Origin of the sequence: Psychrobacillus antarcticus (assembly GCF_029533155.1) — a bacterium.
Taxonomy (GTDB): Bacteria; Bacillota; Bacilli; order Bacillales_A; family Planococcaceae; genus Psychrobacillus; species Psychrobacillus antarcticus.
Genome location: NZ_JAIZDB010000042.1, coordinates 1 through 16,700, shown reverse-complemented (window position 1 = coordinate 16,700; position 16,700 = coordinate 1). Strand labels below are relative to the sequence as shown.

Annotated in this window: 14 protein-coding genes; 9 read left to right on the top strand and 5 right to left on the bottom strand. The window is 36.9% G+C overall.

Features of this window, described 5'->3' with window-relative positions; translation table 11 throughout:
- The first annotated feature begins 34 nt into the window (after positions 1-34).
- Together LDK52_RS18325 and LDK52_RS18320 are read left to right on the top strand one after the other, a co-directional pair.
- A complete protein-coding gene (locus LDK52_RS18325) occupies positions 35-553 on the top strand; it encodes a sigma-70 family RNA polymerase sigma factor (protein ID WP_277587367.1) in 519 nt (172 codons plus the stop codon).
- Positions 546-1,850 (top strand): DUF4179 domain-containing protein, encoded by a 1,305-nt coding sequence (locus tag LDK52_RS18320; RefSeq protein WP_277587366.1) that lies wholly within the window; start codon positions 546-548, stop codon positions 1,848-1,850. Before LDK52_RS18325 ends, LDK52_RS18320 begins: the two co-directional genes overlap by 8 nt.
- Before the next feature lie 61 nt (positions 1,851-1,911).
- On the opposite strand, the gene LDK52_RS18315 is transcribed toward LDK52_RS18320, so the two are convergent.
- The 4 genes from LDK52_RS18315 to LDK52_RS18300 form a co-directional block, all read right to left on the bottom strand.
- On the bottom strand, positions 1,912-2,256 hold the full coding sequence (locus LDK52_RS18315; protein ID WP_277587365.1) for a DUF3147 family protein: 345 nt from the start codon (positions 2,254-2,256) through the stop codon (positions 1,912-1,914).
- A complete protein-coding gene (locus LDK52_RS18310; protein WP_277587364.1) occupies positions 2,256-2,648 on the bottom strand; it encodes a MarR family winged helix-turn-helix transcriptional regulator in 393 nt (130 codons plus the stop codon). The genes LDK52_RS18315 and LDK52_RS18310 overlap by 1 nt, the downstream gene beginning before the upstream one ends.
- A 146-nt stretch (positions 2,649-2,794) precedes the next feature.
- The gene (locus LDK52_RS18305; RefSeq protein WP_277587363.1) at positions 2,795-4,456 is read right to left on the bottom strand and encodes a putative bifunctional diguanylate cyclase/phosphodiesterase; all 1,662 of its coding nucleotides are present in this window, start codon (positions 4,454-4,456) and stop codon (positions 2,795-2,797) included.
- Between the two features lie 193 nt (positions 4,457-4,649).
- The gene (locus LDK52_RS18300) at positions 4,650-6,839 is read right to left on the bottom strand and encodes a DNA topoisomerase III (protein WP_277587362.1); all 2,190 of its coding nucleotides are present in this window, start codon (positions 6,837-6,839) and stop codon (positions 4,650-4,652) included.
- Positions 6,840-7,053: 214 nt separating this feature from the next.
- Between LDK52_RS18300 and resA the strand changes: the two genes are divergently transcribed.
- The 6 genes from resA to LDK52_RS18270 all read left to right on the top strand — a co-directional run bounded on the left by resA (position 7,054) and on the right by LDK52_RS18270 (position 13,802).
- Entirely contained in the window at positions 7,054-7,587 is a 534-nt protein-coding gene (gene resA, locus LDK52_RS18295) for a thiol-disulfide oxidoreductase ResA (protein WP_277587361.1), read from the top strand.
- 1,226 nt (positions 7,588-8,813) lie between these two features.
- Positions 8,814-9,497, top strand: coding sequence for a hypothetical protein (locus LDK52_RS18290; RefSeq protein ID WP_277587360.1), 684 nt, complete (start codon positions 8,814-8,816; stop codon positions 9,495-9,497).
- A 16-nt stretch (positions 9,498-9,513) separates the two neighbouring features.
- Entirely contained in the window at positions 9,514-9,990 is a 477-nt protein-coding gene (ybaK, locus tag LDK52_RS18285; RefSeq protein ID WP_277587359.1) for a Cys-tRNA(Pro) deacylase, read from the top strand.
- Positions 9,991-10,079: 89 nt separating this feature from the next.
- Entirely contained in the window at positions 10,080-10,727 is a 648-nt protein-coding gene (locus LDK52_RS18280) for a YczE/YyaS/YitT family protein (protein WP_277587358.1), read from the top strand.
- A 679-nt stretch (positions 10,728-11,406) separates the two neighbouring features.
- Positions 11,407-12,468, top strand: coding sequence for a hypothetical protein (locus LDK52_RS18275; protein ID WP_277587357.1), 1,062 nt, complete (start codon positions 11,407-11,409; stop codon positions 12,466-12,468).
- Positions 12,469-12,611: 143 nt separating this feature from the next.
- Positions 12,612-13,802, top strand: a complete 1,191-nt coding sequence (locus LDK52_RS18270; RefSeq protein ID WP_277587356.1) for a glycine C-acetyltransferase — start codon at positions 12,612-12,614, stop codon at positions 13,800-13,802.
- 905 nt (positions 13,803-14,707) lie between these two features.
- Here LDK52_RS18270 and LDK52_RS18265 read toward each other — a convergent pair.
- Complete coding sequence (locus tag LDK52_RS18265) at positions 14,708-15,160, bottom strand: hypothetical protein (protein ID WP_277587355.1); 453 nt, start codon at positions 15,158-15,160, stop codon at positions 14,708-14,710.
- 350 nt (positions 15,161-15,510) lie between these two features.
- On the opposite strand from LDK52_RS18265, the gene LDK52_RS18260 reads away from it, so the two are divergent.
- Positions 15,511-16,470: an L-threonine 3-dehydrogenase gene (locus LDK52_RS18260; RefSeq protein ID WP_277587354.1), complete on the top strand. Its 960-nt coding sequence runs from the start codon at positions 15,511-15,513 to the stop codon at positions 16,468-16,470.
- Positions 16,471-16,700 lie beyond the last annotated feature (230 nt).

Below are 16,700 nucleotides of genomic sequence, written 5' to 3'. Positions count from 1 at the left end.
TGTCTAATGTATAACAGAATGAGGGGGTGACCGAGTGGAACCAGTAGAAATCGCCAATAGAGCAATTAAAGGGGACGACCAAGCTTTCTTACAAGTAATGCAATTATATAAAGACACATTATATCGAACAGCCTTTGCATTTTTAAAAAATGAACATGATGCTCTTGAAGCAATGCAGGAAGTAACTTTTCGAGCCTATCAGAAAATACATTCAATAAAAGAACCAACCTATATGAAAACGTGGCTAGTTCGGATCATGATGAACTATTGTCAGGATCAATTGAAAAAAAGAAAAAGGTATAACTCAAGTAAATCACTAAAGGAGATAGGCTTTACAGAAGATACTACGAAGCTAGAGATCGATGAAGCAATAGCATCCCTGACAAGTGGAGAACAGCAACTAATATTCCTAAAGTACTTTCAAAACACAAAAATAAAAGAAATCGCAGAACTAGAAAAAATTCCAGAGGGCACTGTTAAATCACGGCTTCATAAAGCACTCAAGTCACTTAGAAATTTCCTGTCAGAGAAGGGAGATGCAGGCCATGTATGAAAAAGAAGAAGAAATGCTAGACATAAGTAATAAGAAATTAGAACTAGTGGCTGTGCCTGACCAGCTTGTAAATAATGCTATTCAACAGGGGATACTTCAAGCAAAAGCAAAGAAGCGGAAACGCAAAAAAACGCTATGGGCATTCTCGGTTGCAGCAATTCTAATACTAACCTTTGTTACTTCTATTCGAGTATCACCTGCTTTTGCTAGTGCTGTTTCTACTATTCCAGGAATGGAAAGGTTCGTGCATCTCATTCAGTTCGATAAAGGTATGAAAGCAATCGTCGAAAATGATTATTATGAGTCAATTGGCATTACTCAAGTTAAAAATAATATAACCTTTACGGTAGATGGAATTATTATCGATGAAACAGGTGCAGAGGTATTTTATACAATAGAGGCTCCTCACTCACTTAAAAATATGGATTATCAAGAAATTAGGTTGTTTAATAATGGACAGGAATTAATGTCATCGATTAGTTATGATCTACCAGACCAAGAACAGACAAATAGGAAAGTCGACAAATTCAGTTTTGTTTTTGGAGAAATAGAACAATTTAAAAATACTAAATTTGAATTACAATTTGAAGTGAAGCAACCTAACAAAGCAACGTCTTTCAATATACCATTTACACTCAAAAAAGAAATTAAGCCTGGGAAAATATATACGTTGAATGAAACCGTCGAGATAGATGGTCAACAAATTAAAATAAACGAAATAAAACTCTATCCACTAAGAGTAGCTATAACTTTAGAATTTGATGAACAAAATGAAATGAAAATATTGCAGTTTGAGGATATGCGAATAGAAGACGAAAACGGAGAAATATGGAGTTCTATTCGGAATGGAATAACTGGTTTTGGTGAAAATCAAAACAAAGAAAATACGTACTTCTTACAAAGTAACTATTTTAAGGAGCCTAAAGAACTGTATTTAAAATTCGATAGAGTGCAGGCACTCCCTAAAGAGGAAAGCTACTTGCTCGTAGACTTTGCAAAGAAATTAATCCTGGAGCAGCCATCCCATAGGAAAATAGAAGTATTAAATGTTGGCAGTAATACAATTGAACTCAAGTATAGTCCGATAAGAGAGAATCATACGTACACCTTATTTTCTCAAGGAGAAAATGCAATAGGAGGGGTAGTTGATATACCAATGCAAAGTAGTTGGGGAGAGGAAGAGGGACAATTTGCTGAAGTATCTTTAGATGCAAAAGGCATTATTAATCCCGTAAAGATAGATTTCATCGCATATCCCAATTACTTAAATGGTTCTGTTTCCATTCAAATAAAATAAAAGTTACAAGGTAAAACCTCCTATCAATTCATTTGACAGGAGGTTTTTAAGGGGCGAGTAATTATAGTTGTATTTTGAACAGTGATAGAACTAATTTTTGTATCCACAGAAAGACTCCCCAAGATATGATACCTACTATTACCGCTAATACAAAAGGAAATGAGTTCTTTAGCATGATATAAACTGCAAGAAGCATAACAATTGTAGCAGGTAAACCAACAAGTACACCTAATGTAAAGGTTTGAATTTGTCTGCCTGTTTCTCCTTGGAAAGTTAGCCAAAATATACTCAGTAAACTAATAAGGGGAAGGGCAGCGATGATCCCTCCATACAAAGGAAATCTTCTTGCAAGTTCTGTCACACCAGCAATGATTAAAGCGGAGCTAATGATTTTCATCCACCACATTATTTAACTACCTCACTCAAAATGCGGAAGGCTTGTAGAACCAAAGTTTGTTCCTCATTGGACAATTTTAATAATGCTTGTTGCAATTTTATTTCGTCTAATTCTGTATTTTGCTTTACTACCTCTAACCCTACTGATGATAATTGTAAAAAAACTTTTCGTTGGTCTTCTTTCAGTCGTTGTTTTATAACCCAACCATTGTATTCTAACTTTTTCACATGTTCAGATGCGGTATTATGTGAAATATTTAAAGCATCTGCTATGTCACGGACTGTTACTAATTCTTCCTTTTGAATAATTTGCAGAATCCGAACACTTTGGTGAGAAATGATTTGTTCTAGTTTAGGGTGTAAATAATAATAAATATCCGTAAAATATTTGTTTAATTCCATAGAAACCTCCACTTATATCGTATGATTAGATTATATCGTATAATACGATATAAATAAAGGTTGTTTAAATATTTCTCCTTTTTAACTATATTACTAAGTGAAGACATAAAAAAACAGGTGAAGAAAATGTCTTTCTCTTCACCTGTTTATAGTTTTTTATTTTGTAAGTAGTTTTGCTCAAACTCTTCTAGAGGAATAGGCTTCGAAAAGTAATAACCTTGGAAGTAATTGAGACCGAGGGTATTCAAATAATCGACCTGCTCTTTTGTTTCAACACCTTCTGCAAGAACATCGCATTTTAATCCTTTAGCAAGATTCATAAATGTATGTAAAATGAGCTCTGCATTTGTTTCTTTACCGATTTTATCTACAAAATACTTATCGATTTTCAATTTATCGATTTGAAAGTCTACAAGATCTGCTAGCTTGGAATAACCTGTTCCGAAATCGTCTAGAGATAAGCGAATCCCATGTTTTCGACAAAATGCAATATTATCTAATATATTTTGATTAGTATCTAAATTTGCATTTTCTGTAATTTCAATATCTACCATTTGGGGTGGAATCCTATAATACTGGATAAAATGAATTAAATCATTAAAAAATTGTCTATTTCCGAGTAACCTAGGAGTGATATTAATAGCTACTGGCTTATCAAATCCATAATCCTCAATCCATCTAGAAACGTTGGAAAATACCTCGCTGACTAAATACTTCGTTAGTTCCTCAATTCTTCCACTATTATCAGCAATTCCAATAAACTCAGGAGGAGAAATATATCCGTATTTGGGGTGGATCCAACGAGTGAGTACCTCAATGCCAATTACTTCATTTGTTTTAGAATTGAATTGCGGCTGTCCGACAAAGTGGATCGTTGTTTCCTTTAAGTCCCCGTGTAGTTCATTTTCAATATGAACCTTTCTTTCTAACTTTTCAACCATAAAGTGTTCAAAGAAATTAAAGTTATTAGCGTTTCGTTTTTTAGCTGAATTCATCGCAATATTAGCATAATGAAATAGTAATTCAGTGTCGGGTGCATCCTCAGGATACCGGGAAATTCCAATACTAAGGCTTAGAGGGATAGAAGGCACTGATAGGGACTCGGAAATTTGTTGAAAGTCTTGAATCATTTTATTTGTAATTCGGCTTAGCTGTTCCTTATTCACTTCATCTATAATAATAACAAACTCATCGCCACCCACACGTGCGACTACTTTTTCAAGCTCTATAGCTTCGTTCAAAAACTTGGCTATATCTACAAGAAGTGTGTCGCCTCGTGCATGACCATACATATCATTTACTAATTTGAACCCATCTAATTCTACGTAAAAAAGAGAAAAAGGCTCCTGTTTTTTTATTTTATGCTGGAGAATATCATACGTCATTCTTCGATTAGGTAAGTTCGTTAAAAAATCATAATAGGCAAATTTACTTAAATCTTTTTCAATAGTATTTACCGAATAAATAACAATTGCACCTAATTGATTCGAAGGGAGCTTCAATTTATAAGTACTAAATAAGTAACAATAACTTTTTTTTTCTATAGTGCTAGTAAATTCTTTTTGAAATTCATCTATTTCTCCGCGTAGTACCTGTTGAATAGAATCTAATTGCTCGTAATTATGAGCCGACTCCAATAAATCTATGAAGCTAGAGTTTTCTGTCATAAGTAGGGTATATTCGTTCGTGTACTTAATCTTTTTCCAAGCATTATTCTTATTTAATATCTTACCGGTTTCGTCAAGTACGATGATTAAATCTTCCGAAGCACTTAATATTATTTTCGTAAAAGGATGAACTGTACCCAACTATTTAACCTCCACGGTTCGACATTGCTATGTCAATAATATCATTTATCAAATAAAAAAGGGGAGGTAAAAGTCATGTAATGATAGAAAAGGATGTAATTTAGTTGAAAATAGCGAGTAAATTTTTATAGATAGGTCAAAAAACTAATACATCCCTTCCTAAAAAGGTATGAATGTATAGTTAAATTTTATATTATTTTAAGTTCAATTTTTTCAATGCATCTGCTAGTGCAGTGTTTACAGGTTCTTCCTCTTGGTCTTGTTTCTTTAAGTACTTTTGTACATCGCGTTTGTCGACTTTGCCACCTGTATTTTTTCTGCGACGTTCGAAAGCAGACATTTTTTCGCGGTATCCACATGAACAAGTAAAGATTTGTCCTTCCCCTTCGCCACGTAATTCCAGTTTTTTCTTACATTGTGGACAACGTGCATTCGTTACTCTAGCTACGTTTTTGCGATGACCACATTCACGGTCCTGACATACAAGCATTTTTCCTTTTTTGCCGTTCACTTCAAGCATCGGTTTGCCACAGTCAGGGCAGCTCTTTGTAGATATATTGTCATGCTTGAATTTCTTGTCACTATTTTTTATATTACTAACAATTGTTTTCGTATACGTTTTCATTTCATTGATAAATACGGTTTTACTCAATTTTCCTTTTGCAATTGAATCTAGTTTTTGCTCCCATTCAGCTGTAAGGGCGGGGGTCTTTAGGTCTTCTGGAACTAATTCAAGCAATTGTTTTCCTTTGGATGTTAGGTAAATATCTTTCCCTTTTTTCTCTATTAAGAAAGAATTGAACAGTTTTTCGATAATATCTGCTCTTGTTGCAACTGTTCCTAAACCACCAGTTTTATCTAGTGTTTTTGCGAGTTCCTTATCTTGCGTACCCATATATTTTGCCGGACTTTCCATTGCTGTAAGCAAAGATCCTTCATTGAATCTTGCAGGTGCTTTCGTTTGACCCGACGTCTCGGTGACTAATTTTACGGATAATTTATCACCTTTGTTTATGCTCGGTAGTAATTGTTCTTTCATATCTTCTGCGTTGTCGTCCTCTTCAAAACGATTTTCGTATACTTCCTTCCAACCGGATGAAACAATCGTTTTTCCTTTTGCTACAAATATTTCATCGCCAATAGAGGCTTTGACCGTAATTTGTTCATATTCAAAAGGAGGGTAGAGCACTGCTATAAAACGTTTAATAACTAAATCGTATATTTTACGTTCTTTGTCTGTGAAGTTAGATTGGATCACTGTTTCTTCTGTTGGAATAATGGCATGATGATCGGAAACCTTACTATCGTCGACAAATGCTTTCGTTGCTTTAATAGGCTTTTGTAATACTTTGTTTGCAAATGGTCTATATTGCCCGATACCACATGACTTTAAGCGTTCTGGTAATGTTTCTACAATATCAGTAGAAATATATCTTGAATCTGTACGAGGATACGTTAATACTTTATGTCGCTCATACAAAGTTTGCATAATTCCAAGTGTCTCTTTCGCTGAAAAACCAAATATTTTATTGGCATCCCGTTGTAATTCCGTTAAATCATATAGTGGTGGGGCAAAGCTTTTCTTTTGTTTTTTATCGACCTCTACGATTGTCCCTTGCTTTTTATCCACTTTAGCAACAATTTGCTCTGCTTTTTCTTTAGCGAATGTTCTAGAATCATTTGTTTGTTTTTCTACCCATGTAAGTTTAAGCTTTTGGTCCGTATGTGCTTCTACGCCATAATAGGTTTTAGGCTTAAAGCTTCGGATTTCATCTTCTCTTTGAGCAATAATAGCGACAGTAGGAGTCTGTACACGTCCACATGAAAGCTGTGCATTGTATTTACTAGTTAGTGCGCGGGTTGCATTAAGCCCGATATACCAATCTGCCTCAGATCTTGCAACTGCTGCATGGTATAAGTTTTCATAAGCCTTACCTGGTTTTAGATTTTGGAAGCCTTCTTTAATAGCCTTGTCCGTTACAGAGGAAATCCAAAGCCGCTGAATAGGTTTGTTAACCTTTGCTTTCTCAATAATCCACCTAGCTACTAATTCACCTTCGCGACCAGCATCGGTTGCAATGATAATATCACTAACATCTGTACGTACTAATTGACTTTTAACTGCATTGTATTGCTTGCCAGTTTGTTTGATAATGACTAACTTCATGTCGTTTGGGAGCATTGGCAAATCATCTAAGTTCCATGTTTTATATTTTGCATCATAAATTTCTGGATCTGCTAATGTCACTAAATGCCCTAATGCCCAAGTTACGATATATTTGTCACCTTCTAAATAACCGTTTCCTTTTTTATGACACTTAAGTACATTTGCGATATCTCGAGCTACAGAGGGCTTCTCCGCAATTACTACACTTTTCTTCATTTTATAACATCCCTTCAACTACCGTTAAAAATTAATATAGCATACAATAAGGGTGTTTGCAGTGATGGACATATAGTGTAGAAATTAGTGAAGTTTAGTTTAGTGAACTTTTATTGACGATATAACTAATTCACACTACGATGAGTAATGAGAGAAAGTAAAATAATTCTTGAATTGAATATGTAAAATTAATAAAAGAAGGGACACAACTAAAATGGATAAAAAGAAAAAACGCTTTTTTATGCGTACTATTATTTTAGCGATAATGGTATTTGCGATTGTTTTTACAATTTATACAAATTTAACGAAGGAAAGAACTGCATTAATACAAGTTGGAGATGATGCGCCTGATTTTGCTTTAGTGGATATGAATGGAAAAAAGCACAAACTATCTGATTATAAAGGTCAAGGTGTCTTTTTAAACTTCTGGGGAACTTGGTGTAAACCGTGCGAAAGAGAGTTTCCACTAATGGACGAGCAATACCAAAAATATAAAGATAAAGGGCTTGAAATTTTAGCTGTAAATGTAGGGGAATCAGATTTTTCCGTTCAAAAATTCATAGATCGTAAAGGTTTAAGTTTCCCGGTTCTAATCGATCACAACAAAAGTGTAATGGAAACTTACAAGATTAATCCTTTGCCAACCACATTACTTATCAACCCTGAAGGTAAAATAGTAAAAGTAATCACCGGGGAAATGAGCAAAGAAATGATTATAGAATATATGGAACAAATTACCCCTAGCTAATTTGATCCAGTAATCCTAATACGCTAGTGTAAGGCCTTCGAAGATGTACTTTCGGGGGTTTATTTTTATACACAATAGTTAAACTTAAAGGACCGTGTTCGCTTTGCTCGGTTTTTTCTTAAAAGATAAGAAAGTATAAAAAAACAGCATGAACACCAGTTTTCAGGACTTTTAAGAATGATTAATACTACTGATTTCCGTTTCAGGTGGAGTACAAAGGCTAAGAGCGCCACATCTTAAAAGGAAGGCAATCTAAGTTCGCCGCGTCCTGCGGCAACGATTGCATAACCCACATCCTGTGGGCCTCAACGCCTTTGTGACCAACATCCTGTTGGCCTCCGTGGCACGGCTTCAATCTCCCCGTCACTACGAAAACATATGCTCCTGCGGGGCTTTCAGCTCGTGCACCTGACGCTTCGCTATCGGTGCAGAAAACATTTGCTGTTCCCACAGGAGTCGCCACCTTGCACTCCAATCAATTAAGTGAGTAGTACTCAACTAGGAGATGTTCCATAGACCCTCGCTTAGAGCAAGAAGAGTAGTCCGAGTTAAAGTGGGGAAAAACCGCCTGTTGAATTTAGGAATGAAATTGTGTAATGAGGATGAAGATAGTAGATTTCCTTTTTTACTAGTGGAAATAAAGAAAAATAGTAAGTGTCTGCCCAATAAAGAAGCGGAATAGTTCACGAAATTGCATCATCGGGCCCGCACGACGCGGGTCAGGCAGTCGTTGCGAAATGTTTTTTTGTTTTGCGACGAGCTTTGCGGAGGAGCACCACGATGTCGCGCACTTAGACTGTCATCATCTAGCCTCTAGGAATAGGGAAGTATCTTTTCTCTAATTAACAAAAATTGCACTAACTTGTTTCTAGAAGTTGTAGAAGGGCAACGGACAATCAATAGCCATAAGATTACCGAGAAAAAAAGATGCTGGTCGTGACTTCAGTCACGACCAGCATCTTTAAAAAATCAAACGGTAATTATATAGCAATAAGTCTGTCCAAAGCCCTTCGAAAACAGTAGAAACAGGTTTAGATCCTAAAGGACCGGGCGTTATTTGCTTAGTTTTTCATATTTATAGTAATAAAGAACTATTATTCTTTAATTTCCATAAAAATATATTTGAGTCTTTTTGCGTACCTACTTTATGACAATAGTAAGTTTGAATATTTTGTGAATGTGGTAAAATGTTAAGAAGGATAACTTTATGGATCGAGGTGGAAGAGATGTCACTAGTAAGGGCAACTGGTTATGGGGCTGCCAATGCAATAGCTGAGATAGAGCAAAGAAAACGTGCTTTTCAACGAAAAGATGTAGGACAAGCCTATCGTAAAAATGCAGCGTATTATCAGCCTAAAAAGAATCCTACTTTAGCAGAACTGGAGGATTTGTTACTTGGGAATAAAGAAAAAGAAAGCGAATCCACTGAAGTAACCGCGGCACTTAAAGAGTTTCAGCAAATAGAGCAAAAAAACAAAAGTATGCTAGAAATCAAAGGACCTTCTATGCCTGTACAAACAATCGGTGGACCAACACCAGAAAAAACGATTGAACTATTAGAAAAAGTTCGAAGCTCTGCTCTTGCTTTTGATGAACCAACTCCACAAAACCAAAGGATCGCGGCTAATGCTACGGCGAAAATTCAAACCGTACAGTCACAAATTACATTAAACCAAGAAGCGACTAGACAAATTGAAGTTGAAGCAAAAAGGCAAAGAGAAGATGAGGCAGCAGTATCCAATCGTTCCGTTCATTCGGACTTTCAATCCCCTCAAATGATGAAAGAGGATTTAAAGAATATGCAGAAAAGAAGATTCAAGGAACAAGCAATTGCAAAATACTCATTCCAAGTACACATGAAAAAATACGGTTTTACTGACCTACAGCCAAGTTTCTTCCGCATAGCTTAAAAAGGGGCACTCGAACATGAGCAAAAAAACGAATGCTGTTCGTAAAATAGAACAACAAAAAATTACGTTTGAATTAATCGAATATGAGCTTACTGGCGAAGAATTAGACGGGGTAACTGTAGCAGATAAAATAGGCTATCCCGTTTTTGTTGTGTACAAAACATTACTTGTAACCGCGGGAACAAATAAGCATTATGTTTGTATAATCCCTGTACATAATGAGTTAAATTTAAAAGAAGTAGCCAAAGTGGTAGGGGAGAAAAAAGTAGAACTTTTACCTCTGAAGGAATTGCAATCGACTACCGGATATATTCGAGGGGGATGTTCCCCAATTGGGATGAAGAAATTACTTCCAACATGGATTGACGCAAGTGCAGAGGGCCTTGATTTTATCCTTGTAAGTGGTGGAAAAATCGGGCTTCAGGTAAAACTAAACCCGCATGATTTGCTTCAGCTAACGAATGGTCGAATTGCAACAATAATTAAAATGTGACCTTTTCCATAAAAACATCTTATAATTGACCTACTATATATTGGAGACTTTTAGGTGGTTTTCTTAAACAGGAAGTAGGATTTTTATAAATGATGCAATTATTTTGGCGGTGGATATTTTTTGTTACGGGAGTCACAATGATGTCCTTAGGAATTTCGATGACTATTAAGGGACAGCAGTTTGGAATTGGACCATGGGATGTGTTTCATGTTGGATTACATAATCATTTAGGTTTAACGATGGGTATTTGGGCGATTGTGACGGCTATTATCATTGTGTTGGTAACGATGATTGGAACGAAGAAATTTCCACAACTTGGAACATGGTTAAATGTTCTTTTATTAGGTTCTTTTATTGATGTGTTTAACTGGCTATTACCAGATATAACTAGTTATGTAGGTCAGCTAATTATATTTATTTTTGGGGTTGCTATGATAGGAATAGGAGTAGGGGTTTATGTTTCTCCAAACGTTGGAGCTGGTCCACGCGATTCTCTTATGCTGTTGCTCATGGCAAAAACGGGCTGGGGTATTAAAAAAGTGAGAACCGGAATAGAAATAATTGTGGCGCTAGCTGGTTGGGCGCTTGGTGGACCAGTTGGACTAGGTACTATTATTATTGCTTTATTACTCGGTCAGATCGTTCATTATTCCTTGCCATTATCTCAAAAAATATTATATAAGATTTCCGGTTATACATTGCCGTATGTGAAGAAGAGTGTGGAAAATCAAAGCTGATTTTCACACTCTTTTTCAAAAGATGGGAAAATATCTCAGCATGAACACTCAGTTGTGGAATGAATAATACTACTGATTTGCGTTTCATGTGGGGTACAAAGGCTAAGTGCGCCACATCTCAAAAGGAAGGCAATCTAAGTTCGCCGCGTCCTGCGGCAACGATTGCATAACCCACCTCCTGTGGGCCTCAACGCCTTTGTGACCAGCCGTCGAGGGGTGAGCGATGAGCTATCACCGTCGCTGTGATATCTCATCTGTCTCACTCATCCCGCCGAGTCACCACCTGTAACGAAGATCAATTAAGTTAGTAGTACCCAACTATGAGATATTGCATAGCTTCCCGCTTTGATGTTAAGAGTAGTCCAAGTGAATGTAGGGATAAAACTGTCCGCTTGGTTAGGGATACTATTTTATTAGAAAAGAAGAATGTGGATTTTATTGATTGGAGTGCAGAGCGTCGACTCCAGTGGGAACAGCGGGAGCTGAAGACCCTGGACTGAGCGTAAGCGAGGGAAACGGCTGAAGCCGTGCCCACGGAAAGCGTCCGCTCGAAGCGGAAATCAATGGCATTTCTATATTTTATTTTTAACAAACCGGGCGTCTTTTTGCCCGGTTTTTCATATTTTATCGGGGTGATGCATATAGTATTTCTTGAAGGAATGATAGGGAGGATGACGCAATGATCGGGATAATTACTCATTATATGGGAAGGTCATATACTGGACAAGGTGTGAAAAACTTTTACAAAGAAATTATTCAAGAAGCAAACAAAGTATATTTTTTTAAAGGACCAACTACTTATCGTTTGTCAGAGATATTGAAGGAAATAAGCTATACTGCAATACGACGTGGGAAAAATATGGAGTGGTTTTATGATCCTATGCATGAGGATTTGTTGGAGGGCGTTTATATTACGGAAACTAAAACACTCTACTTACAAGCAGATACCGTCGATCCCACTTATTATGGGGCAGGTCATGAATGGGTACCATATTATGAAGCGTTTAATGATCGGAAACTTCGTGATATTGGTCCCATAGTAAAAGATAAGCAGATTAGTAATGATATATGGCTTACAAAAGGGCTTCAAGCACTATCCCGAGCAAAAAAAATTCATGATGAATGGGAAGAGCTTATACAGGCAACCATCAGCTGGGACGGGATAAACACATTGCTAGAAGAGCGCACAAAGAAAAGTATTGGTAATATTCAACTGCAAAAAAATCCAAAGATGACGCATCGTTTGATGGGGTCCCTTACTCCATTCGGGGCAAAGGATACACTAGAGTCTATTTCCAAAAATTTAAAAACTAGACTGTATATAAAAGGGTTACCAGGTAGCGGGAAATCTTCTTTTATGAAGAAATTTGGGGAAGTAGCAAAACTACATGGTTTGGATGTTCGCTTTATTTGGTGTGGTCTTGATGCAAACAGTATTGACGGAATAGTACTTCCAGAACTCCAATTATGTATGGTAGATGCAACTAGTCCACATGTATATGAACCAGAACGAGAGGGAGATGAAATTATCGATTTCTTCCCACATATCGATCAAACGTTGTTAAATGAAGATGAAATAGTAGAAGTTAGAAATCGTTACGTAAACGAAATGGAGCTTGCCCAAGACTATCTGTGCACGTATGCTGGAGAATCCAAAATGATCAAGATGCTTTACGATTCAGCTGTTGAAGAGGATAAATGGAGCGAATTACAGGAGAAAATGCTTGAAACGATCAGATGAACACTGTGATTTAATCTGAAAATAGCCATGATAAGGCCCTACTGACAAATTTCCGTAGGGCTTTTATCAAACACCTTTATTTTCCTCAAACCTTCTACCGTGGTAAGATAGAGTTGAATATCAGCCGTGAAAGGATGAGGAACATGTCTCACGTATTAAATAATTTTTTATCCGAAAACTTAAATGAATTAAAAAGCCAAGGTTTATATAACGAAATTGAACCTGTAGATGGTCCAAATGGCGCTAAAATCAGTGTAAAAGGATCGGAGCTCATTAACTTATCATCTAATAACTATTTAGGGCTTGCGACAAATCCAGAGCTTAAACAAATTGCCAAAGAAGCAGTGGACAAGTATGGGGTTGGAGCAGGGGCTGTACGTACGATCAATGGAACACTAGATCTCCATGTGAAGTTGGAGCAAAAGCTAGCAGAATTCAAAGGAACTGAAGCAGCAATTTCGTACCAATCAGGCTTCAACTGTAATATGGCAGCAATTTCTGCAGTGATGGATAAAAACGATGCCATCCTGTCGGACCAATTAAACCATGCATCTATTATCGACGGATGCCGACTTTCACGTGCAAAAATAATAGCGTTCAACCATTCTGATATGGATGATTTACGTGCAAAAGCGAAAGCTGCAACTGAATCTGGTCAATATAATAAAGTAATGGTTATTACAGACGGTGTATTCTCCATGGATGGAGATATTGCGAAACTTCCTGAAATCGTGGCAATTGCAAAAGAATTTGATCTGATCACGTACGTAGATGATGCACATGGTTCAGGTGTCACTGGTAAAGGAAAGGGAACTGTAAAGCAGTTCGGTTTAGAAAAAGAAATCGACTTCCAAATTGGTACCCTTTCTAAAGCAATCGGTGTCGTAGGTGGATACGTTGCAGGTAAACAGGATTTAATCGACTGGTTAAAGGTTCGTTCGCGTCCATTCTTATTCTCCACAGCATTACCACCAGGTGATGTAGCTGCAATAACAGCTGCAGTTCAAATTATTATTGATTCAACAGAGTTACACGACAAGCTTTGGGACAACGGCGATTACTTAAAAGCAGGTTTAGCTAAACTTGGCTTTGATATAGGCGCATCTGAAACGCCGATCACTCCTTGTATTATCGGAGACGAAAAACTAACTCAAACATTCTCTAAACGACTATTTGAAGAAGGCGTTTATGCAAAATCAATCGTCTTCCCAACCGTACCAAAAGGAGCAGGCCGCGTCCGCAACATGCCAACTGCAGCTCATACAAAAGAAATGCTAGACGAAGCCATAGCTGCTTATGAAAAAGTAGGTAAAGAGCTTGGCGTAATTAAATAAAGAGAAATCAGAAGTAGCTATCAAGGTAAATCTTGGTAGCTATTTTTTGTAAAGAAAGTATATGAAAATACAGCATGAACACCGGTTTTACAGGACTTTTAAGAATGATTAATACTACTGATTTCCGTTTCAGATAAAGGGACAAAGGGTAAGTGCGCCACATCTCGAAAGGAAGGCAATACTAAGTTCGCCGCGTCCTGCGGCAACGATTGCATAACCCACATCCTGTGGGCCTCAACGCCTTTGTGACCAACATCCTGTTGGCCTCCGTGACACGGCTTCAATCTCCTCGTCACTACGAAAACATATGCTCCTGCGGGGCTTTCAGCTCGTACACCTGCCGCTTCGCTATCGGTGCAGAAAACATTTGCTGTTCCCACTGGAGTCGACACCTTGCACTCCAATCAATTAAATGAGTAGCACTTAACTAAGGGATATTGCATAGCCTCTCGCTTAGATGATTAGAGTAGTCAGAGTTAATGTAGAGATAAAACCGCCTGTTGAATTTAGGAATGAAATTGTGTAAGGAAGGATGAAGATAGTAGATTTCCTTTTTTACTAGTGGAAATAAAAAGAAATAGTAAGTAGTTACAAAATAAAAAAGCCCAGAAGCGAACGAAATTGTATTTTCGAGAGCTTAATGTTTGGATAGGATAATATCTTTTCCTAGTTATCCAAAAAATGAACTAACCCGTTTCTAAAAAGTTGTAGAAGGGAGAAGGACAGTTAATAGCCATAAGATTACCGAGAAAAAAAGATGCTGGTCGTGACTTCAGTCACGACCAGCATCTTTAAAAAATCAAACGGTAATTATATAGCAATAAGTCTGTCCAAAGCCCTTCAAAAACAGTAGAAACAGGTTTAGATCCTAAAGGACCGGGCGTTTTTTTATCCGATTTTTCTTACTACTTTACTATTTCTTTTTCCATCCATTCAAAAGAATGCACAAGATTAAACTTCTGAACCCCTCTAGCCAAATCCATGCTCTGTTTCGCTGCTAATCGAAAAGCACTCAAATCCCCTTTTTCTTTTGCGATGATCGCATCTATTGCATAGGGCATCCAACCAACGGGCAATTTCTCCTTTAATGATAGTGCTTCTTTAAGATTACCTTTCAGTGCTTCTGCATAAGCTATGTAATATGTATGAAGTGGTTCTTTACTAATTTGTTTAGCTCGCTGTTCAAAAAGTGATACATTATTTTCAAACAAAGCTAAATTTGTTTTATATACTTCTTGCATATATGGCTGCTTGTATTTGGTTAAGATCAATTGAATGGTAGCGGTCATTTCTTCACGATTGCCTGTCTTTACTACAAGGGGAAAAGCGAATATAGGCTTACGCTTATTTTTTTCCAAAAAACGTTCCACTTTTTCAGGTTATTGGATTTATAAATCGTATATATTGGTGGTAAAACGATCAATATTATATAAACAACAATAATTACAACATAAATCAACAAAGTTGGCAGGTTCAAAAAAAGCAAAGCTACTGTTAGTACAACCCCAAAAATAAATACATAAATAAATGATAATAATCTCATATAATCCTCCTTTATTTCATTATACCAAATCTCTCTACTTGAAGGTGTTGTATTTTAACAATGAACACGGTATAATAAATTTCATAAAATACTAGTGTTATCAATGGTTTGAAGGATAGTTTTGTACTCCTGAGAAATACAATTGTTTTTGAAAGGAAGAATATCATGAAAAAAATTATGGTTACCGGAGCTTTAGGTCAAATTGGTTCAGAGTTAATAACCAAATTGCGAAAAGAATACGGTTCAGACAATATATTAGCAACTGATATTAGACATATAGCTTCACCTGTATCGGAAAACGGTCCTTTTGAAATATTAGACGTGACAGATGGAGAAAAAATGCATCAGCTTGCAAGGGATTTCAAAGCGGATACGATGATCCACATGGCGGCTCTATTATCAGCAACAGCTGAAGTAAAACCTTTACTTGCCTGGAATTTGAATATGGGTGGTTTAGTGAATGCATTAGAAGCATCACGAGAGCTAGGTTTGCAATTCTTTACTCCAAGCTCAATTGGAGCATTTGGTCCATCTACACCAAAGAAGAATACTCCTCAGGACACATTGCAGCGTCCGACAACCATGTATGGCGTGAACAAAGTATCGGGTGAACTACTATGTGATTATTACTTTAATAAATTCGGGTTAGATACACGCGGAGTGCGTTTTCCAGGCCTGATCTCCAATGAAACCTTACCTGGTGGCGGAACGACAGATTATGCAGTAGATATTTACTATAAAGCGATTAAAGAAGGCTCATATACATCGTTTATTGCAGCTGGAACATACATGGATATGATGTATATGCCGGATGCTCTACAAGCGATTGTGGACTTAATGGAAGCCGATCCTTCTAAATTGATTCACCGTAATGCGTTCAATGTAACTGCGATGAGCTTTGAGCCTGAGCAAATCGCAGCATCGATACGTAAGGAAATACCGACTTTCACAATGGACTATGCAGTAGACCCAGTTCGTCAAGCAATAGCAAATAGCTGGCCAGATTCTATAGATGCAACAGCGGCAAAAGAAGAATGGGGCTTTTCATTTAAATACAATCTAGATGCTATGACTAAGGATATGTTAACTAAACTAGCAACAAAAAAAACAGCGGGCACCTTATAAAAAGGGTCCGCTGTTTTAATTTAAAGGCTCTACAATAAATGTTGGGGTCTACAAAAAATTTAGTGCATAAAAAAATGCACAACATCTTCCAAATCTTTTATACTTGAATTGTCGAGAAACAAGTAGAGATTGGAGATGTGTGCAATTGAATTTTAACATGTTTTTACCAGGATTAGAAGAAGTTCAAGTTACTAAAATGGAACAAGTGGAAGATCGAATTTGTATCCATG

Excerpts from the sequence above, each read along its gene's own strand:
- LDK52_RS18320 (WP_277587366.1), top strand. The coding sequence starts at position 546 with ATGTATGAAAAAGAAGAAGAAATGCTAGACATAAGTAATAAGAAATTA.
- LDK52_RS18315 (WP_277587365.1), bottom strand. The coding sequence starts at position 2,256 with ATGTGGTGGATGAAAATCATTAGCTCCGCTTTAATCATTGCTGGTGTG.
- LDK52_RS18310 (WP_277587364.1), bottom strand. The coding sequence starts at position 2,648 with ATGGAATTAAACAAATATTTTACGGATATTTATTATTATTTACACCCT.
- LDK52_RS18300 (WP_277587362.1), bottom strand. The coding sequence starts at position 6,839 with ATGAAGAAAAGTGTAGTAATTGCGGAGAAGCCCTCTGTAGCTCGAGAT.
- resA (WP_277587361.1), top strand. The coding sequence starts at position 7,054 with ATGGATAAAAAGAAAAAACGCTTTTTTATGCGTACTATTATTTTAGCG.
- LDK52_RS18290 (WP_277587360.1), top strand. The coding sequence starts at position 8,814 with ATGTCACTAGTAAGGGCAACTGGTTATGGGGCTGCCAATGCAATAGCT.
- ybaK (WP_277587359.1), top strand. The coding sequence starts at position 9,514 with ATGAGCAAAAAAACGAATGCTGTTCGTAAAATAGAACAACAAAAAATT.
- LDK52_RS18280 (WP_277587358.1), top strand. The coding sequence starts at position 10,080 with ATGATGCAATTATTTTGGCGGTGGATATTTTTTGTTACGGGAGTCACA.
- LDK52_RS18275 (WP_277587357.1), top strand. The coding sequence starts at position 11,407 with ATGATCGGGATAATTACTCATTATATGGGAAGGTCATATACTGGACAA.
- LDK52_RS18270 (WP_277587356.1), top strand. The coding sequence starts at position 12,612 with ATGTCTCACGTATTAAATAATTTTTTATCCGAAAACTTAAATGAATTA.
- LDK52_RS18260 (WP_277587354.1), top strand. The coding sequence starts at position 15,511 with ATGAAAAAAATTATGGTTACCGGAGCTTTAGGTCAAATTGGTTCAGAG.